Below are 19,802 nucleotides of genomic sequence, written 5' to 3' on the forward strand. Positions count from 1 at the left end.
AATAAGCGGCACATGTCTGCGGAGACTGCCCTACTGCTGGCATCCATAGCACTAATATTAGGAAACGCGTTTTTCGTAGCGGCTGAGTATTCGATGGTCAGCGCCAGACGAAGCCGCCTTGAAGGGCTTTCACGTAAAGGAAATCGCCGCGCCAAGGCGTTACTAAAGGCGCTTCAGAACCTGTCCAGCTACGTTGCAGGCGTCCAGATCGCCATCACCATGATCGGCATCGGTACAGGTTCCCTCACCGAGCCATTCATCACCGAGCAGCTGAAGGTCGCGTTCGGTCGATACATTCCCCATCGATTCGATGGACTCCTCTCGGTCGCCTCCATCGTGATCGTCACGTTCCTGGTGGTTGTGTTTGGAGAACTCATCCCCAAATACCTAGCGCTGCATGCCTCCGACCGAATCGCGCTCCTGACGTTCCGTCCGCTCGGGCTGTTTGTGGCCGTGCTCAACCCGCTCGTTTGGCTCGTGCAAAAATCTGGCTCCCTGTTTCTCAAACCTTTTGGCGTAGACCTCAGCAAGAACGCCAGCGAGGTAGTCCCCAAGGAAGAACTGCTGATGCTCATCCAGAGTGGCGGAGCAGAAGGTGTTCTCGATAAAACCCATGCCGAGATGGTCACGCGAGCACTCAAGCTGGATGTCTTGGCCGCCCGCGACATCATGGTGCACCGGCTCGATATCAAGTGGCTCGACATCTCTCTTGATAAAGACGGCGTCATCGCCAAGCTCTCTAAAGTCCCTTACACCCGCTTGCCCGTGTGCCGAGGCGACATTGATGACATGGCCGGTGTCATTTACCTACACGACTTCGTAAAAAGCCTCACCAAGCCGGATTTCAAGCTGGAAGATATCGTTCGCCCAGTCGTCGCCATTCCTGAGAACCTCACCATGGAACGCATTGTTCAAACCATGCGTGAGCAGAAAACTCAGATTCTCATCGTCATGGACGAGTACGGCGGCACCAGCGGTCTCATCACCCTCGAAGACGTTGTGGAAGAAGTTTTCGGTGAACTCGAAGACCGACTAGAAAGCGAACGCCCGCAGATAGAAGAGATTCAGCGCGGAAGAATCTCCGCGCGTGCAGACGTCCGATTCGACGAGCTCGTATCAAAACTCAACCTGCCCATCGATCCCGAGGATAACACCGACACCTTGGCTCAGATGATGGTCGACGCCCTAGACCGCGTTGCCCGGCCAGGTGACAGTGTCGAGACGACTCTGGGCACCATGCGCGTCGAAAATATGGCGCGCCGTCGTATCACTCGAGTAAGCATTCAGCTTAGACCTCAGCTTCTGGAAGACGAAACTGAGGAGTAGACCTAGCTGAGAGGCGCGTCAATCTCGCTGTAGTGCAATCGCATTCTCACAGCAATCGCCACAGCATGGTCCGCGACGTGCTCCAATGCGTGGAAACACTCAATCGTCCGAACCAAGTGCTCGGTAGCAGCGGGATTCTCTTGGATCAGCGCAAACACTCGGTTTCTTGCTCGGCTGTAGGCGGTGTCAATCTCTTTATCGGCCTTCACGATCTCATCAGCCAACGTTGCGTCGTACTCGCTATACAGCCTCAACGAAGCGGAGAATGCCTTCCTAGCCAACTCGCCCAGTTCCAGCAATGCCACTTTCATCTCAGTCGGGAAATGGCCGCTCAATTTGGTAGCTCGGCGCGACAGTTTCACGGCATCATCGCCAATCTTCTCAATCTCGCCCACAACACCAAGGGTGCTCACCAAGAAGCGTAGGTCTCTCGCAACCGGTGACTCTTGCAAAACAGTGGTGACTGTCTTGGAGATCGTGCTCTTCTCGTAAGCATCCACACTGTCGTCCATCTCCATCACCTGTTTGGCAAGTTCTACGTCGCCATTTAGGGTCGCATCGACCGCCTTTCGGACCATCTCGTTGGCGTCCGACCCCATCCTGATAACCTCAGATCGTATCTCTTCTAACCGCGCTGTAAAGTGAACTCTCATAGCCTTTTCGCATCCCTGCGAATTTGTTAAGACCATTATGACTATTTCTTGGCACCAGGTTATTTTAAGGCCTTAAAAACCGTACACTACGTTCATTCCGATGGTTCGAACTGACGCCCCCCAGGAGCCTGAAGCCCAGAAGAAAAAACGCCAAGCATGGATCCCCCGATTGGCCCGAGAACTGCGACCGTTCCGGGGTCTAGCAATCCTCTGCTGCGTACTCACTGTCTTCCAAAGCGCCTTCGGACTGCTCCCTCCCATGATTCTGGGAGACATCGTAAACCGACTCCAACGGGGCGAGGCCATCAACACGGTGCTTTACCTGGCCTACATCGTAGGATTCGCCACCGCGCAAGGTTTCCTGGGCTATGCTCTGTCGGTCGCCATGTCCACACTGGGACAGCGATACCTCCTCTCCACGCGCGAGCAGATGCTGCACCACATGCAGTCGCTTCCCCTGGCTTACTTCGAGAAGAACCAGACCGGAAAGCTCGTCAGCAATGTCATCAACGACGCCGGAACCGTCAACCAGCTGATCACCGCAAACCTCACGACCATGATGGGCGACTTTGTTCAGCTCATCCTCGTCTTGATCGTCCTGCTCACTGTCAATCCAACTCTGGCGATGATGAGTCTCTGCATTGCACCGCTCTACATCTGGAACTTCCGCCGCTTCTATCGCCCTTTAGAAGAGACCAGCGACGAGATCCGCGGCAAGCGCGACGCCATGTATGGCCAAATGCAGGAGAAGCTTGCTGGCATCCAAACAGTAAAAGGGTTCGGCCAAGAGCGGTTTGAAGCCAGAAGCTTCATGAGCACCACGCGTGAACTCATGGGCCTCAACATCCGCCAAGGCGCTCTCGGTGGCGGACTCTGGACCATCGCAGACGGCATGTGCGGAATCGCCACGGGTCTGGTGCTCTGGTACGGCGGCAACCTATGTCTGAAGGGAGAAATGGGTGCAGGAACACTCGTCACCTTTCTCTCCCTCAGCGTCGGCTACGTCTACGGTCCAATCGTGCGGTTCCTGGTGGTCCTAGACCCCATTGCCCGCGCCCAAGCAGCCATGGCCCGCATCTGGCGCACCATGGACATGCCAAACCACATCGACGACAAGCCAGGAGCGCTCCCCATGCCTTCCATCAAAGGACACGTTCGGCTGGAAGAGGTCTGGTTCGAATACGAAGCCGGTCAACCCGTCCTGAAAGGCATCGATCTCGATGTGCAACCCGGCCAAACCGTCGCACTTGTCGGATTCTCAGGCAGCGGCAAAACCACCATCACCAGCCTGCTCCTCCGCAACTACGATCCCACACTCGGCAGGATCACGGTAGACGGCATCGACCTCCGAGACACACAACTCCTATCCTACCGACGGCAGGTAGGCGTAGTTGCTCAAGAGAGCATCCTCTTCAATACAACCATTCGGGAGAACATCCGGTATGGCTTGGAAGGAGCGTCTGATGAAGAGGTCATCGAAGCCGCCAAAGCAGCCTGCATCCACGAAGCCGTTGAAGCACTCCCCGAAGGCTACGACACCAAGATTGGCGAGGACGGTATCAAGCTCTCCGTCGGCGAAAAGCAGCGCATGGCCATCGCCCGAGCCCTCCTAGCGGACCCCAAGATCTTGATCCTAGACGAAGCCACCTCCTCCCTAGACTCCGCCACCGAAGCCCTCCTCCAAGCCGCCCTAGACAACCTCATGCGCGGACGAACCAGCTTCGTCGTAGCCCACCGACTCTCCACCATCGTAAACGCCAACGTCATCATCGTGCTGGAGAAGGGAGTCGTCACCGAAAAGGGCACCCACGAGGAACTCCTCCAACTAAACGGCCTCTACGCCCGCCTTTACCGAGAACAGTTCCGAGTAGCACTTCAGCAGGCCGGGTAGGGCGCAGAAAGGCGGGATTGCGTAAGCAGTCCCGCCAATTACTTATTTGATCTGGTCCGGAGAGATCTGCTTTCCTGGAACCTTGCCGTCTAGCTTGGGCTTGTTGGAGCCACCAGTCTCCTTTGGCTTATAGTTGGCGTCAGCCGTCTTAGCATCCTCCAACTTTCCATTGTCGCCGTTGGCACATCCAACCAGCAGTGCAACCCCGAGAGCAAGAATCACGTTTCTCATCTTTACTGAAGATCCCAAATGTACTTAGACTTCCAGTCGGGAGTAAAGTGAAGGTCGTTCGAGGCGATGCTGTAACTCCAGTTCGTGCCAGCGGCGAGCGCTCCCATCTTCATCTTCTTCGCATGTCCGTCCAGAAACGCGGTGGAAGAGGCATCCGAATGCCGAGGAGCGACAGAACCCGTGTATCCACCGTGCTGAGGCGTGATCCCAAACTGTGTAAACCAGAACGAGTCCTTGCCCCAGTTCGACCAGCAGTACAGATTAGGGTCTACTTGATCGGCACCACCACCGATTGCGTTATCCCAGCACATGGGTGCATCCACCATAGACACGTACAACACGCCATTCGAGGTGTCGTCGTTCACTGTTGTTGATTCTGTTCCAAAGCTTGTCTGCTCCGTGAAGTACACGGTATCTGCCGGATTCGCAGCGACAGTCCCACTCACGGCAGTGGGCCAGCCAGTCACATACTGAAATGGGCTCAGGTAATAGTGGTTAATTCCGAAGTGCCCAAAAATGCTGGCATTCTGCTGAGCCGTATAGTCAGCACGCTTGTAGGCCGGAGTCGCCAACTGGTCATACATAAGGTCCGTGCTCTTGATGTAAGGTAAGAGAAGTCCTCTCCAAGTCGTCAAGGCCTTACCATGAAAACTCACTGCTGGACTCACCACTGGGGCGTTGGCGGCATATGACTGGGATAGGACGAGCGTGTCATCCGCGTCACCCGCATACATCACTGCCGCAAGACCGATCTGCTTAACATTAGAAAGACTTGCCGTGGCCTTCGCGGCCGCCTTAGCCTGTGCGAATACCGGGAAAAGGATCGCCGCTAGGATTGCGATAATTGCGATAACGACCAACAACTCAATGAGAGTAAAGGCTCGATGAAATTTATTCATAACAAAACACCTGAAACAAGGTGAATTGCATTGATAGCCCGCCCCACTAAACGAATTCTAAAATCCAAGGTTTCCTGAGGCAAAAGCCTCAGGAATAGCGACTCACTTGGCGGATTTCAGCTGAGGCGAGAACATCGGCCAGCCGTAGTTGCCTTTGCCGTTCGTCAAGTTCTTTTCATCCCCACCTGTCTTGGAGACCACGCAGATATCTCGCTTGCCGTTGATTCGCTTGGCGAAAACAATCTGATCCCCCTTCGGTGACCACGAAGGCTCAAAGACCTCGCCCTTACTCAGAACCTTGTTCTCTTCAAGGGAGTTTGGCTTGGTGCTTGTCAGAATCAGCTGACCTGGTTTGAGGCCGGCACTCGCATCCAAAGCACCCTCCGTGATCGCAACCTGTGTCCCATCTGGACTCACTGCGGGCATGCCGTAGGCCGACTCGTCACCAGTGCTCTTCAGCAAGAAACCGTTGCTCGCAGGATCCTCTGGATCCACAATGCCTACGAAGTTCCGATAAACCTTGGTGCCCTTGGGCATGCTCTTCAGCTCTTCTGCCGATTGCTTCAAGCCTTGCACTGCATAGACCAAGGCACCCGTTGCCGGACTCACCGTGATGTCGATATGCTCTGCAGCTACTACCACCATCGGCTTCGGTAGCTTGCCTTCTTTGGGGGTCATGTCTTGAATGATCAGCGCCTCGCCCGAGTCACGTCCCATAACGGTGGCGATGTACTTCTTATGCTTCAGCCACTTCGCGATTCTGAAGCTGTTGCCCAACTGGCCGTAGGCCGCCGCAAAAGCACCTTCTGTACCAGCCGCACCTTCTTCTCCACCCTGAGTCTGGACGACTTCGGCACCCATTGGCGGCAGATATTGAGGGGCAGTGGAGTCCTTCGGATTCATGCCACGGACAACTCCACCGCCAATCAACAGCATAGACTCATTCTCACTCGCCGGAAGATCCGCAGCGAAAAATGGATGGCTTCGTCCGCTCTTGGCAATGGACCGCTGCTCAGCATCTGGTGAACCAGGGCTCCACCGAAAGATGTGGAACGAGTGGTCCTTGCGGTCGCTGCAAAAATACAGGAAGTGACCGTCTGGCGACCACACCTGGTCTCGGTCCACGATGCCCTCTTTCCAGCTCTTGGTCGTTGAGATTTCGCCCTTCGGGTCTAAGATCACCGCTTTGGAGCCATCATTTGCATACTCGATCGCCGCGATCATGCCCTCGGAATCTGCCTTCCTCAAGCCTCCGAGGTCACTTCGCACGCTCTGAAAATATTGAAAGCCCTGATACATGCCACCCAAAACGAGCAGAAGCACCAAGGTACGGATCGCCATTCTCTGAGCGATTTTGGGTTGCGATGAGTTTTTTTCTGGCATGGTCTTATATGGCAAAACGCATTCCGGGTTTTAATCGTGCCCCGTTTGCGTAGTCTCTTCCCGACATTCTCTTTTTACCTTCCGGCTGCACTTCCAAGAACTGCAAAGCGCCCCCTTCGAAAGCAACCGTCAGTTCCGGGTTAACAGCAAGAATGGTGCCAGGCTCACCGGAAACATCCGCAGCCAACCCCATCCGAACCAACTTCACCCTTCCCATCTCCGTCTGGATAAAGGCGCCGGGGTTCGGCGTAAAAGCCCGAAACCGGTTGTACTCAACTCCCGCAGGTCGCGCACAACTCAACTCAGCCTCGCTTCGCTCAACCTTGGGTGAGTGAGTAGCCTTCTCATGATCCTGAGGTGTCCGAGTGTAATCTCCCGCCACGATCTTCGGCATCCACTCCACTGCCATCTCAGCCGCAAGCAAAGCAAGACGATCCTGTAGTTCTCCGTATGTCTCGTCGGGCAAGATCGGAAGCTCTTCGATGTGGATCACATCACCCGTATCCATGCCCTTATCCATCTGCATCAGGGTCACGCCGCTAACGGTATCGCCCGCCAAGATGCCCCGCTGAATAGGCGCCGCGCCACGGTACTGAGGCAGAATCGAACCGTGCAGGTTAATCCCACCATGCTTGGCCGAATCTAAAACCCGCTGCGAAAGGATTTGACCGTAACTGGCCACCACCAGCGCATCGGCATCCAACCCCTCCAGCAGTTCCACAAACTCAGCAGCCCGCGCCTTCTCAGGAGTCTCACAGGGAATCCCCAACTCTTGCGCGAGCAGCTTTGCTGGCGAGGGATGCGTCTTGAACCCACGACCAGCAGGACGGTCCGGCTGGGTCACCACAAGACACACGTGAGGAGCCAAAGCTCGCAACGCGGGAAGCGCAAAGGCACCTGTGCCAAAGTAGATCAGCCGCATATCGGTTTAATCAAGTCCAGCGTCTTTGCGCTCAGGATCAATCCAATGCAAGGTCGCTGGGTCTACCTTGTCAATAAAAAGGATCCCGTCCAAGTGGTCAATCTCGTGCTGGATCACACGAGCCGGCATGTCTTCAAGCTCCAAAGTGATCTCGCGGCCCTTGCGATCTAGAGCATCCACAACAACCTTTTCCGGCCGCTTCACATCGCCATAGAGCCCAGGAATGCTAAGACAACCTTCCTCCATCACGCACTCGCCCTCCGAACTTACAATCACCGGATTGATGATCGCCGTCGGTCGGTGTCCATCGGGGGCAATCACAATGATCCGCTGTGAGATACCCAGCTGAGGAGCCGCAAGCCCAATGCCGTTTGCCTTACGCATCACGCGCATCATTTCGTCCACGATCAACTGAGTCTTCTTGGTGACCTTGGCGATCTCACTGGCTTTTGCCCTAAGAACGTCTGCTGGGATCTTTACAACAGGACGTTCATCGTTCTGAACGTAGAGGTGTTTATATTGATCCGGCACAACGATTTGCATACTCTTAAGGGTACCCGCCTACACTAAGCGGGCCAACACAGGTGCACAACCCTGGCAATTCCCGACAGGTCGTTCACCGTCCGCTTCCAAATCCAGCCCTGGGCCTCAAACAACTCTCGCACTGCCGTAGCTTGCTGGTAGCCCACTTCCAACAGAATCTGGCCATCCGGCTCCAAATGCGCTGGGGTCTCCTTGGCTAGCCTTTTGTAGAACTCTAGCCCATCCTCACCGGAGAACAACGCCAACGAAGGCTCGTGAACCCGAACCTCAGGCTCTAGCGGTTCATGCTCGCCAATATATGGTGGGTTGCTTACCACCACATCAAACCGCCGCTGACCTAACGACTCAAACCCGTCCGACAAAACCCACTCGACTTCCGCCCCGAGGTCCTTGCCATTCTGAGTAGCCAGTTCCAAAGCGCTTTCACTGATGTCGACGGCTGTCACACTCCAAGCTGGCCGCTCCAGCTTCAAGGTCGATGCAATACAGCCACTTCCTGTCCCTATATCCAGCACGGTCCGGGCATCAAGCTCCAAGGCAGCCTCCACCAAGATCTCTGTGTCTTGCCGGGGGATCAACACTGCCTGGCTCACGGCAAAGCGACGCCCAAAGAACTCTCGCCAACCAAGAATGTAGGCCAGAGGCTCGCGCCGCTCTCGCCTCTGAAGTAGACCCTCACCCGCCAATTCAGGAAACTCGTGCTCCGGGTGGGTCAGCAGCCACGTGCGATCCACCCTCAAGATATGGCAGGCCAGCATCTGCACCTCAATCCGAGGGGTCTCGATCCCAGCCGACACCAACCTCGCCTCTGCGTGTCGCAGCCACTCTCCCAGGTTCATGAGGGGATCATGAACTTAGCCAGCTTCAGCCGCATCTCTTCCACGAGCTCTGCTTCGATGTAGATGCCGTCCTCGCGGTAGTCCACCGTATGAACGCGACCAAAGTCGTAGCACGATTGCAGCAGCTGGGTATCGCTATAAGGAATGATCGCCTTGACCAATCCCAGCAGTTCTTGAACCTGCTTCACGATCAGCCGCATCATGTCTTCCATGCCTTCGCCCGTAAGCGCGGAGATCGCAACACTGTTCGGCCACTCAGCCACCAATCGACGAACCAGAGTCGAATCCTCCAGCGCGTCAATCTTATTGAACACCGTGATCATCGGCTTATCGCCCGCCTTCAGGTTGTTCATGGTCTCAAGCACGGCGTCGCGCTGGATGTCCCAATCTGGATTGCTTACATCCACAATGTGCAGTACGAAGTCGGCATGAACCACTTCTTCCAAAGTCGAACGGAACGCAGCAACCAAGTGAGTCGGCAGGTTCCGGATGAATCCAACCGTATCGGTCAGAAACATCGCGTACCCGTCTGGCAGATCAATCTTCCTAGTCGTGGGATCTAAAGTAGCAAACGGCATCGCATCCGCCAGCAACTCGGTGCCGGACATACGGTTCATGAGCGTACTCTTGCCCGAGGAGGTGTAGCCCGCGATGGAAGCGAACGGAAACGGGTTTCGTCGACGCCCAATACGCTGCTGCTCGCGAACACGCTTGACGTCCTCAATCTCTTCCTGAAGCCGCGAAATCCGGTCACGCACCAAACGCTTGTCGGTCTCTAGCTTGGTCTCACCCGGACCGCGCATACCGATACCACCCTTCTGCCGCTCGAACTTGGTATACACGCTCATCAGCTTCGGCAGCATGTACGTGAGCTGAGCAAGTTCAACCTGCAACATTCCCTCACGAGTACGCGCTCGGCGAGCGAAGATGTCCAGAATGAGCTGAGTGCGATCGATGATCTTGACCTGACAAGACTCACCAAGGTTACGAAGTTGAATGCCACTCAGTTCGGCATCCACCAGCACAACGTCCGCCCGAGTCTCTCGGACCAAGGCTGAGATCTCTTCAACCTTTCCCTTGCCAACATAGTTGGTCTTGTAAGGGCGATCAAGACGTTGGCGAATGCCCGCAAGAGGAATGACGTTGGCGGCCTCACAAAGACCCTCCAACTCCTCTTCGACAATTCTGTCTTCAGATTCGTCCTCGTTCACATAAACGAGGACTGCTTTTTCGATTTCTTTTTCTACGGAAACGGTTTTAGACATACGATGATTGCGTCAGGGATATCTGCAACACAACGCAAGGATTACCCCCGACGCATGTCGTATTACAGACCAAACAGTTTGAAGGTGAGCTGAACCTGAAGGCCGTTAAAGTTCAACCCATCTACCTTTTGGAAAAAGTGATATTTAGCACTCAACTTGGTGCTCTGGTTCAAGATCACACCTAGCTCAGCGGCACCTGTTGGAGCAAATCGCTTGGATGCCAAGTGAGCACCAGCGAGGTTCAGGCTATAGTCGTAATACGACGCTCCAGCCTCAAGTCGCGCATAGTAAACAGCATCGCGACTCTTTCCGTAACCTCTCCCATTCTCGCCAAAGTGATACTCATAACCCATGGTCACTGGTACCAACAAGAACTTGTTCCCGTTTTTGTTGCCCGTAATGAACCCGAAGTTTGGAGTGAGCTTGCCTACTTCACCTGGCTTGATGTCCGCCGGGGAAAGTCCCCATGAAACAAGAGTGTTGCCAAATGTATCGCGAATCTCTCGGCTCGATGGAAAATACGCTCCAACGCTACCAGCGATCTGAACTTGACTACTTTGTGCGGATGCCGAGCTGATGCTGATCACAGCGAGGGGCGCAAGTGCGAGAGTCCTATACATCATTACCGATATTACTCCAAGGCCCGGTTTCCTACTAGGACATATCCTTCACATATTGCCTTTAGTTCCGCGCATACTCCCTGAACAGCTGCCTCGAAGATCACTTTCCCGGTCTCCGCTGTCGCAAACGTCGCTTCACCAAACGACCCTTGCTCGGTCATCTCGTCAAAGTGATGCACCACGCCGCGCACAGGTGGCTCGGTTCGCAAGCCGTCGTTCCTAAGAAGATCCTTCCGAACCAGTTCAGGATAAAGGTGCAGCATCAAACTCGCTTCTGCCTCACAAGCATGCCGCATCGTCTTAGTTGGCCCCTTCAGCGAATCTTCCATCGCCTGATCTGCAAACACGCTGTAACCTGCATATCCGAAGGTGCACGTAAGGTACTTGGCTTTCAGCTTACGCATGGCCACACCGTTCGGATCGTTGTTGCCCCCGTGACCGTTGATCACATAGAACTTGCGAAATCCGTGAGGCACCAAAGACTCCACCACACTCTCAATCGACTGGATATACGCCTCAAAACTGTTGCTAAGTGTTCCGGGAAAAGCCAAGTGGTGACCGCTGGCACCAAGCCATAGAGTGGGGGTCAAAAGCACCTGATGCGCCATCTGTGCCTCGACAGCATTAGCCACCGCTCCCACAAGCAGGCTATCCGTAAAAAGCGGAAGATGAGGACCGTGTTGCTCCAAAGAGCCGGTGGGGATCAACACAACCACCTCACGCGATGTCGCCTCGACTTCCTGCCAAGTCATCTCTTGGAGCTTCATGCTCGGATTCTGGCAGGAAATCAGACGATTCTACGCTTCTGGATACAGGTTTCGGATGAGCATCTTCACGGTGGCGCGCAGATCCTTATCGCCATTCATCATCTCGCTCACCTTCTGGTAGCCGTGCATCATCGATGTGTGGTCGCGGTCGCCAAATAAGCCACCGATATGCTTCCAAGAATCACCGGTGATCTCTCGTGTGATGTACACAGCAATGTGCCGAGCATGGACAATAGGAGCCTTTCTCGAAGCACCCATGATCTCGTCGGACGTGATCTTAAAATGACGACTGACAGCGTTCACAATCTGGTCAAATCCGGGCTTGGCCAACATGCCAGAGCGGTAATACTGCTCGACCATCAACGTCGCTAGGTCCAGGCGTAGCGGCGCATTCTCCACACTCGCCATCACCACCAGCTTCGTCAGTGCGCCTTCCAGAATACGAATGTTCCCCGGCACGTTTTCTGCCAAGAACATCGCCACATCGTGCTTCAAATCCACTCGCTCCTGAGCAGCCTTGCTCAGCAAAATCGCACAACGCGTCTCGGTATCCGGCATCTGAACGTCGGCCACGAGTCCGGCCTCAAACCGAGACCGCAACCGCTCGTCCATCAAATACAAATCTCTTGGAGGACGGTCCGAAGTAAGCACGATCTGCTTACCCATAGAGTGCAAGTGGTTGAACGTATGGAAGATCTCTTCCTGGGTCTTATCTTTACCAGCGATGAACTGAATGTCGTCCACCAACCAAACGCCCGGCGCACGCTGAGCGCGCCGGAACTGGTCAATCCGGTTGGTCTGAAGCGCCACCACAAACTCTTCGGCGAACTGCTGAGCGCTGATGTAAACCAGCGGGTACTGCGGGCTGTGGCGTTGAATCTCGCGGGCAATGGCATGCAGCAAGTGGGTCTTTCCCAAACCACTCGCCCCATAAATGAACAGCGGGTTGTACTTCGTGCCAGGCTCTGAAGCCACTGCCTTTGCGCCAGCAACAGCCAGCCGGTTGCTCTGGCCGGTGACATAGCTGTCAAAGCTGAACTTGTCCATGGGCCGAAATGGCTCTGATTCAAGTCTCGGAACGACAGGGCTCACGGTGACCTGCTGCTTCTGTTCTGCAGCAATGGGCTTCTCGCGAGGCTCCATCTTGAGCTCCACAATCACGCCAAAGCCGAGTTCGTCACTTAGAAGAGTTTGAATGGTGCCAAGGTATCTCTCCTTAACCCACTCGTGCACAAATCGGCCTGGCGCAGACAAGGTAACGACCCCATCTTTGAAGCTAGTGGGCACCAAGACACGGATAAATCGCTCGAACCAAGCAGAAGGAACTTCAGGCCCTAACCTACGAAGAACGCCATCCCAAGATCGCTGTAAACTAAGAAAATCATAATCATCCTCAAATGTTAATTGCTCTCTCATGACGGGTTGCATAGGTCGATAAATCTTCCTAAGGCTGTCGATTATACACAGCGGGAGAGCCCTGCCCGGTCATTTTTACAGTCATTGCGGATAATTAGAAATAAACGAAACAAAGCCTCAAAAAGCCTCAAAAATTTTTCAAATTTCGTGAGACCTGTCGTAAGTTGGTAGTTTGCAGACGAAAACCGGTCCGCTCCAAGTACCCTGATCGTGTATGGCTCTTCCGAGCAGAGTTTTAGGAGTTCTGGCAGGCAATGACTACGTCCCAGAACAGGTCTTAGCGTGGGCAAAAAGCGCGGATGTCATCCTCGCAGCAGACGGTGGAGCGGACACCTTACACCGCCTGGGAATCACCCCCAACGCAACCATTGGTGACCTCGATTCGATTTCCCAAGAAGCAAGAGAGAACCAAGAACTGCTCGTTGCCGACGACGATCAGGAGACCTCCGACTGCGACAAACTGCTGGCTCTCTGCAAACAAATGGGCCACTCTGCGATTACTTTGTGCGGGCTAGAAGGCGACCGCCTCGACCACGTCATCGCCACTGTCCACAGCTCACTCAAAGCCGAAGCAGACGTCCATTTCGCACTCCGAACCGGTATTGGCAAGCCCATGATGGGGCCATCTCACACTACTTTTCACAGCGAAAAACGGGTCTCCCTTCTCCCACTCCTTGCCTGCAAAGTCACCATGACAGGCGTCCGCTGGCCCCTGGACCACGTGGAATTAACGCCCTACGGCCCAACGTCCATTTCTAACCAAGGACTTGGAGAAGTTCACATCCACGTTCATGATGGTGCCGCCCTTCTAGTGTTCGAGACCGAAGGCGCGCCGTATTGGTGCTAAACCAGTTGTAGGATCTGCCGGATGGCGCCAAGGTGGTAAGCAACATGTGGGAGAGGCGTGAGGGCCGCGACGTAAGCGTTCTCCTCAGTCCAGTCCGTGTTTTTGGCAAACCACTCCAGGTACATCTCGTACTCCTCGTGTAGGCGTCGCCGGAGACCATCCCACTCTGCATCAGAGAACTCGTTCTTCTCCCAAGTGGACTCCCACGTGCCCTTGGGCGCGGGGCCACCGTGGCACATATTCGCTCCGCACATGATGTACAACAAATGGTAGGCGTGAGCGCCGATACTCGCGCACTCCTCGTCCGGCTGCACCGAGGCAACATCCGCATCGATGTTGTCTAACGCATCAAAAATGCCTTCCCGCCCTTGGACAAACCAAGTGAAATTCTGTCCCTGCGGCTTCCCTTCAAAGGCCTCTCGCAAGAGCGTCAGAGTCGCATCCTGAAAGCTTTTGTTCTCAACCATTCAAGCGGCAGTCTAACACTGTCGCGCTGCATTGGCTAGACCCAAGATCAAGTGAGGGCAAGTCTTAACTGCCCTCACCCTTAACTCCTACTGAGCCATCTTCGATTTGAAGTGGTACTTGCCGCCGCCTACCTCATAGACTGCACGACCGTTCTCCATCCGTACGAATCGAACACCCTCAGCTGCGGAAGCCAGAACCTCGCCTTCCGTAACGTCGGATTCCGACGCTGCAGGCACGTAGATGATAGCCTTCGTATTGGCCGGAACAACCACGTTCAGCTCAAATCGCTTCCCGCTCACCTTCCAACCAGACTCGATCTTTCCGTGCATAGAGTCAAGCGTTGCTTTTGCCCACTTAAACTCTCCACCAGGAATCGGTTTCACCACGATCTTCTTATATCCAGGGACCTTTTCATCGAGATCGATGCCTGCAACCGATGCATACATCCACTCGCCGACCGAACCGAGGGAGTAGTGGTTGAACGAGTTCATCCCAGGATCCTGGAATCCCTTCTCTTTAGTCCAGCCATCCCAACGCTCCCAAATAGTGGTCGCGCCCTGACGGATCGAGTAACCCCATGATGGATAAGTGTCGTTCAAAAGTAGCTTGTAAGCAACGTCCGACCTCCCCATGGAAGTAAGCGTCGGATTGAGGTACCCAACGCCGAGGAACCCTGTCGAAAGATGACCCTTCCGGTCAATCATGATATGATCCACCAGTCGCTTCGTTGCATTCTCACGCATCGAATCGGGAATTAGGTGGAACTGCAACGCAACGACATACGCCGTCTGCGAGTCACCCAGAATCTTGCCGTCTGCATCCACGAACTTCGCCACGAAAGCAGCCTTAATCTTGTTGTGAAGATCTCGGTACTTCGCAACATCCTCAGTCTTACCAAGAACAGCCGCAATGTTCGCCACCAAATCAGTGCTATGAGCAAAAAACGCAGTAGCCAACACTTCACGAGGCGTGTCGTCGTTCGCATTCAGCCAGTCGCCGAAGTTGTTGTTCGTCCGGTTCACCCAAATGTGATCGGGATTCGCATCATGAATGTAAGAGATCCACTTCTGCATGGCAGGGTAATGCTTCTCTAGCAATCGCTGATCACCGTACGCTCGGTACACAGTGTAAGGAACAATCACACCCGCGTCGCCCCATGCAGGAGCTCCGTCGTTTGGATCGCCCATGCGTGGTGAAACATCGGAGAATCCACCGTCGGCCGACTGTGCATCCACCACGTCCTGAGTCCACTTGGTCAAGAACGCAGCCACATCGTTGTTATAAGTTGCGGTGCGAGCAAAGATCTGCGCATCACCCATCCAACCCAAACGCTCATCACGCTGAGGGCAGTCCGTCGGGACCTCCAGATAGTTGCCGCGCTGACCCCAGAAGATGTTGCTCTGAAGCTGGTTCACCAAAGGACTGGAGCAGGCAAAGGTTCCGGTCTTCGGATTGTCTGAGCCAACAACCACGCCCGTGATCGAGCTAAGATTCGGCACGCCAGGGTAACCCACAATCTCCACATAGCGGAACCCGTGGAAGGTGAAGGTCGGTTCGTAAACCTCGGTCCCCTGCCCCTTCAACGTGTAGTAGTCCGTCGCCTTCGCACCGCGCAAGTTCGTGGTATAGATCGTGCCGTCTGGGTTGAGCATCTCTGCAAATCGAAGCCGAACCGTCTTCCCAGCCTCACCGGATACCCGCAGGCGAGCCCAACCCACCATGTTCTGACCAAGGTCCAGCACATAGCTGTCAGGGGTAGGGTGAGTCATCGCCTTCGGCTTGATCTCCTGCAGCTTCGCTACAGTCGGACTCTGTTGAGCCACCATCTCGGCGGCGCCCATGTCCGCTGTTTCAACATTCCGTCCTCGAATATCTCGCTCAATCCGGTTGGGATCCGTCCAGTTGCCAAGCTCTAAACGTGCGTCGTAGGTCTCGCCCAACTGGAGGTCGTTGCTCAAAATTGGACCCGTGCTGGCCTTCCAAGAAGAGTCGGTCACCACCGTGTCTTTCGTGCCGTCCTGATACTCCACCTCAATCTGAGCCAAAGCCATGATCTTGGTGCCATAGCACTCACCACTCATCCAGGCGATCTTTCCGCGATACCAACCCTCGCCGACCACCATTCCAACCGTGTGTCTTCCCTGTTTAATAGCACCCGTCAGGTCATAAGCCTGATACTGAATCCGCTTGTTGAAGTCGGTCCAGCCAGGCGTCAGGAACGAGCTTGAAACTCGCTTCCCATCCACGAACATCTGATAAAGACCCTTGGCACTCGCATAAGCCGTGACGCGCTTGATAGGCTTTGCGACAAGAAAGTCACGTCGGAAATACGATGCCTTGCGAGGAGGATTAGGCCACTTCGTCTTCCCGTAGGGCTCGCCGTCTATAGGAGCAAGTTCCATAGCAGCCTTCCAGGAAGAACCGTCAATACTGGCTTCCCACTTCCCAGTCGTCTGAATGTTCTGCGAGGCTCCTCCGGCAAACTTGATCGTGCCCGCGATCAACAAGCCTGCACGCGATGTGTCGTTCACCGCATCGATCTCTAAAACATTGGTGCCGGCCTTCAGAGCACTCTTGATGTCGACATTTGTGAAAGTCTGCCAACCACTTCCCGACGCGATCTGCTTGCCGTTAAGCTTGGCGGTAAGACTGTCGTCAATCGCAAATCCAAGGACCGCGCTTTCTATGTCACCAGCTTGAACGTCAAACTGCACACGGAAATGACGTGTCGTGTGCTCAGGAGCCGTAACGGCAGGATTTCCTTCGGGATACCAAATCCATTTCGCACCCGTCGTATCGGGGCGGAGCACGCCGTCTTCGGCCATGGAGATCCACTTGGCCTTCCAATCGGTAGGGCTCAAAAGACCCATCTGCCAAAACGCTGGCTTACTCTCGTGAGGAGCACCGGAGCCCGAGCCCCAAGTTGCGACCTTCCAAAAGACCCGTTGCCCCGTGGCCAACGGCTTGCCCCCATACTCCACGTGCGCGGTCTGATCGCTAGTCACACGACCAGAGTCCCAAAGATCACCAACCCCTTGCTTCAGAAGCTGCGGAGAACTGGCAACCAATACACGGTAAGCACTTTGAACAGCTCCCCGCTGTGGAGACTCAACAATCCAGCTCAGTCGAGGCTTCTGCTCACCTAAACCAATTGGATTGACGAGATATTCGACTCGAAGTTTTGCAGGCGCAACATCGGCGTGTGACACCGGCGCGTACAAGACATGGGAAAACAACAGCGTTGCTAACATCGTTTCTGAATCCGTCCGTAAAACCCCCAAAAGGGTCTATAAACGCCAGATTACGGTAAGTGCCGACGCTCAGTGGTGAGCGAAGGCATCGATTTAGGTCAATTCAGAAATTTGTCATGAATCAGCTCATCAATTGTCATTCCTGTGCTATATCCATAGTCAAGAGGGAATGTTCGATCCATACCAGCTCAGCCCGGAATCTTTCAGAGGATCGATTAGACAAGCCTTCTCTTTCGGCAAGCCTGAAACACGCTTCCACCAAGCTTCATAAGCCGCCGTCACACTTTTGTGCTGCTCTTCAGAGACAATCTCCCGGTCAGCCACCCCTGCTTGTTTAGGCAGACAAAGCGGATTCAAAGATGCAAACTTGTTTCCTTTACGGATCCCTTCTACCAGCCATAACGCCATCATCCCTTCCGTACACGACCGTTGGTGAAAAGACGAAATCGGGTTCACCAGCAAAGTCTGTAGTCGAGCTTTGCTATGGATGTGCTTCATCAAGGCCGGAATATCACCCCATGAGAGTTGTTTAGGAAACGCCGGGGCAATCCCACTCATACCGCCACCCTGCAACATCTGCTGCAAAATTCGTCTGACCGACGCCTCAGATGGCGTTTCGGCCAAAGTGGCCGATTGCGATTGCCCCGCACCAGCTTGGCCCTCCGCCAAGCTCGCCAAAAGAACTACAAGGAAGATAAAAGTTCGTCTCATGAATCACCTGAAAACTTGGACGCCTCACTACCAATCCCGTTATCATGCGAACGGACTAAGACTTCAAACAGGTGACTCAACGACATAATCTGGACTGGACCAGACAATTTCTGGCCCAGTCCAGACCATGTCGCTCCGCAAACGAGTAGAATCGCGACCGAAATGACTAGGCGAGACTTCATCAAAACGGGCGTCGTAACCGGAGTAGGACTTCAAGTAGCTCCACTTTTGGCATATGCCGGAAAATTCCAGAGCTTCCCGTCAAAACGCCCCGCACTGGCAGACCGCAAGTTCACGTCTCCGGCAGTAGAAGACGCCATCATTCGTGCACAAAAGCGCATCGCCGATCCCGAACTCGCATGGCTATTCGCAAACTGTTTCCCTAACACTCTCGACACCACCGTCCACTACCAAGAGATCAACGGCAAGCCCGACACCTTCGTGATCACCGGCGACATCGACGCCATGTGGCTCCGAGACTCCTCCGCCCAGGTCTGGCCATACCTACCGCTCGCCAAAAAAGACCCTAAACTCCAACTCCTCCTGGAAGGCGTAATCCGACGCCAGGCAAGGTGCGTCCTTCTGGACCCATATGCCAACGCGTTCTTCCCAGACACAAGCAAGGAAAGCAACTGGAAAACCGACTTCACCGTCATGAAGCCAGGCGTCCACGAACACAAGTGGGAAGTCGACTCCCTTTGCTACGTCATCCGGCTCTCACATGGCTACTGGAAGGCCACCGGCGACACTTCACCCTTCGACTCCGAATGGGTAGAGGCTATGAAGACCATCGTCCGAACGTTCAAAGAGCAGCAGCGAAAACACGATCACGGACCGTACTACTTCAAACGCGATGGCAGCAAACCAACCATGGATTCGCCCGAGATCTATGGCAACCCAGTCAAGCCCATCGGCCTCATCTGCTCACGCTTCCGCCCCTCCGATGACGAAACCGAATGGCAGTTCCTCATCCCCTCAAACTTCTTCGCGGTAGCAGCACTCAACCAACTCGCCACCATGTTGGACAAGATCTGTCACCAACCCGCGCTCGCCAAAGAAGCAAAGGAACTGGCGAATGAAGTCTCAGCCGCACTCAAAAAGCACGCCAAGCAACCCCACCCAACAGCGGGGACCATCTACGCTTACGAAATCGACGGGCTGGGCCATGTCTCGTTCATGGACGACGCCAACGTACCGAACCTCCTCTCCATGCCCTACCTCGGATCCTGCCCAGTGACCGACCCGACCTACCAAGCCACCCGCAAGTTCGTGTGGAGCAAACAAAACTCCCAGTTCTTTGAAGGAAAATACAAGGGCGTGGGCGGACACGTAGGTCCAGACTATGTTTGGCCCATGAGCTTCACCATGTTTGGCCTCACCAGCACTTCAACCGACGAGATTCGAGATAGCCTTCGAATCCTCAAAGAAACGCACGCAGGCACGGGCTTCATGCACGAAGCCTTCCACATGAACGATCCCAAGAACTTCACCCGCACCTGGTTCGCATGGGCCAACACCCTCTTCGGTGAGTTCGTCTTGCACACTCTCGACAAACATCCAACGATCCTAGCTAACCCTCTATAAATCGACCGTCTTTGGCTCATCTAGACATGAGCCAAAGACTCCTGCAAGGATTACCAGAAGTGCATTTGGAGTAGACCAAATGCAAATATTCTGCATTTCTAATTTGGCAAATCCTCCAAATTGGTCCATACTCAAGGAATAATCTGCCCAAAGTTACTCCAAACTCTATCGGGCAACGTGGACTCT

General features: G+C 54.4%; 18 protein-coding genes. 4 read left to right on the top strand and 14 right to left on the bottom strand.

Translation table 11 applies throughout. The features are described from left to right. Window positions 1–12 precede the first annotated feature (12 nt). The gene (locus ACZ51B_RS08445) at window positions 13–1,326 is read left to right on the top strand and encodes a hemolysin family protein (RefSeq protein ID WP_464296800.1); all 1,314 of its coding nucleotides are present in this window, start codon (window positions 13–15) and stop codon (window positions 1,324–1,326) included. 2 nt (window positions 1,327–1,328) lie between these two features. Here the strand turns inward: ACZ51B_RS08445 and phoU are convergent, their stop codons facing one another. Then, entirely contained in the window at window positions 1,329–1,979 is a 651-nt protein-coding gene (gene phoU, locus ACZ51B_RS08450; RefSeq protein WP_464296801.1) for a phosphate signaling complex protein PhoU, read from the bottom strand. 100 nt (window positions 1,980–2,079) lie between these two features. On the opposite strand from phoU, the gene ACZ51B_RS08455 reads away from it, so the two are divergent. Further along, window positions 2,080–3,870: an ABC transporter ATP-binding protein gene (locus ACZ51B_RS08455; protein ID WP_464296802.1), complete on the top strand. Its 1,791-nt coding sequence runs from the start codon at window positions 2,080–2,082 to the stop codon at window positions 3,868–3,870. 42 nt (window positions 3,871–3,912) lie between these two features. On the opposite strand, the gene ACZ51B_RS08460 is transcribed toward ACZ51B_RS08455, so the two are convergent. The 10 genes from ACZ51B_RS08460 to dnaA form a co-directional block, all read right to left on the bottom strand. Continuing rightward, on the bottom strand, window positions 3,913–4,101 hold the full coding sequence (locus ACZ51B_RS08460; protein ID WP_464296803.1) for a hypothetical protein: 189 nt from the start codon (window positions 4,099–4,101) through the stop codon (window positions 3,913–3,915). Between the two features lie 2 nt (window positions 4,102–4,103). Beyond that, on the bottom strand, window positions 4,104–5,000 hold the full coding sequence (locus tag ACZ51B_RS08465) for a prepilin-type N-terminal cleavage/methylation domain-containing protein (RefSeq protein ID WP_464296804.1): 897 nt from the start codon (window positions 4,998–5,000) through the stop codon (window positions 4,104–4,106). 102 nt (window positions 5,001–5,102) lie between these two features. Beyond that, the gene (locus tag ACZ51B_RS08470; protein ID WP_464296805.1) at window positions 5,103–6,383 is read right to left on the bottom strand and encodes a TolB family protein; all 1,281 of its coding nucleotides are present in this window, start codon (window positions 6,381–6,383) and stop codon (window positions 5,103–5,105) included. Between the two features lie 4 nt (window positions 6,384–6,387). After that, the gene (gene fmt / locus ACZ51B_RS08475) at window positions 6,388–7,305 is read right to left on the bottom strand and encodes a methionyl-tRNA formyltransferase (protein ID WP_464296806.1); all 918 of its coding nucleotides are present in this window, start codon (window positions 7,303–7,305) and stop codon (window positions 6,388–6,390) included. A gap of 6 nt (window positions 7,306–7,311) precedes the next feature. Beyond that, window positions 7,312–7,848 (bottom strand): peptide deformylase, encoded by a 537-nt coding sequence (gene def, locus ACZ51B_RS08480; protein ID WP_464296807.1) that lies wholly within the window; start codon window positions 7,846–7,848, stop codon window positions 7,312–7,314. Window positions 7,849–7,871: 23 nt separating this feature from the next. Further along, a complete protein-coding gene (prmC, locus tag ACZ51B_RS08485; protein WP_464296808.1) occupies window positions 7,872–8,687 on the bottom strand; it encodes a peptide chain release factor N(5)-glutamine methyltransferase in 816 nt (271 codons plus the stop codon). Beyond that, window positions 8,684–9,952, bottom strand: a complete 1,269-nt coding sequence (gene hflX / locus ACZ51B_RS08490) for a GTPase HflX (RefSeq protein WP_464296809.1) — start codon at window positions 9,950–9,952, stop codon at window positions 8,684–8,686. Before hflX ends, prmC begins: the two co-directional genes overlap by 4 nt. 62 nt (window positions 9,953–10,014) lie before the next feature. Then, entirely contained in the window at window positions 10,015–10,575 is a 561-nt protein-coding gene (locus ACZ51B_RS08495) for a hypothetical protein (protein ID WP_464296810.1), read from the bottom strand. 8 nt (window positions 10,576–10,583) lie between these two features. Next, a complete protein-coding gene (locus tag ACZ51B_RS08500; protein WP_464296811.1) occupies window positions 10,584–11,339 on the bottom strand; it encodes a creatininase family protein in 756 nt (251 codons plus the stop codon). Between the two features lie 30 nt (window positions 11,340–11,369). Further along, entirely contained in the window at window positions 11,370–12,755 is a 1,386-nt protein-coding gene (dnaA, locus tag ACZ51B_RS08505) for a chromosomal replication initiator protein DnaA (RefSeq protein ID WP_464296812.1), read from the bottom strand. Window positions 12,756–12,969: 214 nt separating this feature from the next. Here dnaA and ACZ51B_RS08510 point away from each other — a divergent pair, with 214 nt between their 5' ends. After that, window positions 12,970–13,602 carry a thiamine diphosphokinase gene (locus ACZ51B_RS08510; protein ID WP_464296813.1) on the top strand — a complete coding sequence of 211 codons (633 nt, stop codon included), beginning with the start codon at window positions 12,970–12,972 and terminating at the stop codon, window positions 13,600–13,602. On the opposite strand, the gene ACZ51B_RS08515 is transcribed toward ACZ51B_RS08510, so the two are convergent. From ACZ51B_RS08515 to ACZ51B_RS08525, 3 genes are all read right to left on the bottom strand, one after another. Further along, window positions 13,599–14,069, bottom strand: a complete 471-nt coding sequence (locus ACZ51B_RS08515; RefSeq protein WP_464296814.1) for a hypothetical protein — start codon at window positions 14,067–14,069, stop codon at window positions 13,599–13,601. The genes ACZ51B_RS08510 and ACZ51B_RS08515 overlap by 4 nt on opposite strands. Before the next feature lie 87 nt (window positions 14,070–14,156). Continuing rightward, the gene (locus ACZ51B_RS08520) at window positions 14,157–17,321 is read right to left on the bottom strand and encodes a family 78 glycoside hydrolase catalytic domain (RefSeq protein ID WP_464296815.1); all 3,165 of its coding nucleotides are present in this window, start codon (window positions 17,319–17,321) and stop codon (window positions 14,157–14,159) included. A 159-nt stretch (window positions 17,322–17,480) separates the two neighbouring features. Further along, a complete protein-coding gene (locus ACZ51B_RS08525; RefSeq protein ID WP_464296816.1) occupies window positions 17,481–18,032 on the bottom strand; it encodes a DUF4943 family protein in 552 nt (183 codons plus the stop codon). Window positions 18,033–18,194: 162 nt separating this feature from the next. Between ACZ51B_RS08525 and ACZ51B_RS08530 the strand changes: the two genes are divergently transcribed. Beyond that, window positions 18,195–19,616 (top strand): glycoside hydrolase family 125 protein, encoded by a 1,422-nt coding sequence (locus ACZ51B_RS08530; protein ID WP_464296817.1) that lies wholly within the window; start codon window positions 18,195–18,197, stop codon window positions 19,614–19,616. Window positions 19,617–19,802: the final 186 nt, after the last annotated feature.

Source organism: Fimbriimonas sp. LA-C6, from assembly GCF_055398105.1.

Bases quoted from the DNA above. Each gene is read 5' to 3' on its own strand.
- ACZ51B_RS08445 (WP_464296800.1), top strand. From the start codon at position 13: ATGTCTGCGGAGACTGCCCTACTGCTGGCATCCATAGCACTAATATTA.
- phoU (WP_464296801.1), bottom strand. From the start codon at position 1,979: ATGAGAGTTCACTTTACAGCGCGGTTAGAAGAGATACGATCTGAGGTT.
- ACZ51B_RS08455 (WP_464296802.1), top strand. From the start codon at position 2,080: ATGGTTCGAACTGACGCCCCCCAGGAGCCTGAAGCCCAGAAGAAAAAA.
- ACZ51B_RS08460 (WP_464296803.1), bottom strand. From the start codon at position 4,101: ATGAGAAACGTGATTCTTGCTCTCGGGGTTGCACTGCTGGTTGGATGT.
- ACZ51B_RS08465 (WP_464296804.1), bottom strand. From the start codon at position 5,000: ATGAATAAATTTCATCGAGCCTTTACTCTCATTGAGTTGTTGGTCGTT.
- ACZ51B_RS08470 (WP_464296805.1), bottom strand. From the start codon at position 6,383: ATGCCAGAAAAAAACTCATCGCAACCCAAAATCGCTCAGAGAATGGCG.
- fmt (WP_464296806.1), bottom strand. From the start codon at position 7,305: ATGCGGCTGATCTACTTTGGCACAGGTGCCTTTGCGCTTCCCGCGTTG.
- def (WP_464296807.1), bottom strand. From the start codon at position 7,848: ATGCAAATCGTTGTGCCGGATCAATATAAACACCTCTACGTTCAGAAC.
- prmC (WP_464296808.1), bottom strand. From the start codon at position 8,687: ATGAACCTGGGAGAGTGGCTGCGACACGCAGAGGCGAGGTTGGTGTCG.
- hflX (WP_464296809.1), bottom strand. From the start codon at position 9,952: ATGTCTAAAACCGTTTCCGTAGAAAAAGAAATCGAAAAAGCAGTCCTC.
- ACZ51B_RS08495 (WP_464296810.1), bottom strand. From the start codon at position 10,575: ATGATGTATAGGACTCTCGCACTTGCGCCCCTCGCTGTGATCAGCATC.
- ACZ51B_RS08500 (WP_464296811.1), bottom strand. From the start codon at position 11,339: ATGAAGCTCCAAGAGATGACTTGGCAGGAAGTCGAGGCGACATCGCGT.
- dnaA (WP_464296812.1), bottom strand. From the start codon at position 12,755: ATGAGAGAGCAATTAACATTTGAGGATGATTATGATTTTCTTAGTTTA.
- ACZ51B_RS08510 (WP_464296813.1), top strand. From the start codon at position 12,970: ATGGCTCTTCCGAGCAGAGTTTTAGGAGTTCTGGCAGGCAATGACTAC.
- ACZ51B_RS08515 (WP_464296814.1), bottom strand. From the start codon at position 14,069: ATGGTTGAGAACAAAAGCTTTCAGGATGCGACTCTGACGCTCTTGCGA.
- ACZ51B_RS08520 (WP_464296815.1), bottom strand. From the start codon at position 17,321: ATGTTAGCAACGCTGTTGTTTTCCCATGTCTTGTACGCGCCGGTGTCA.
- ACZ51B_RS08525 (WP_464296816.1), bottom strand. From the start codon at position 18,032: ATGAGACGAACTTTTATCTTCCTTGTAGTTCTTTTGGCGAGCTTGGCG.
- ACZ51B_RS08530 (WP_464296817.1), top strand. From the start codon at position 18,195: ATGACTAGGCGAGACTTCATCAAAACGGGCGTCGTAACCGGAGTAGGA.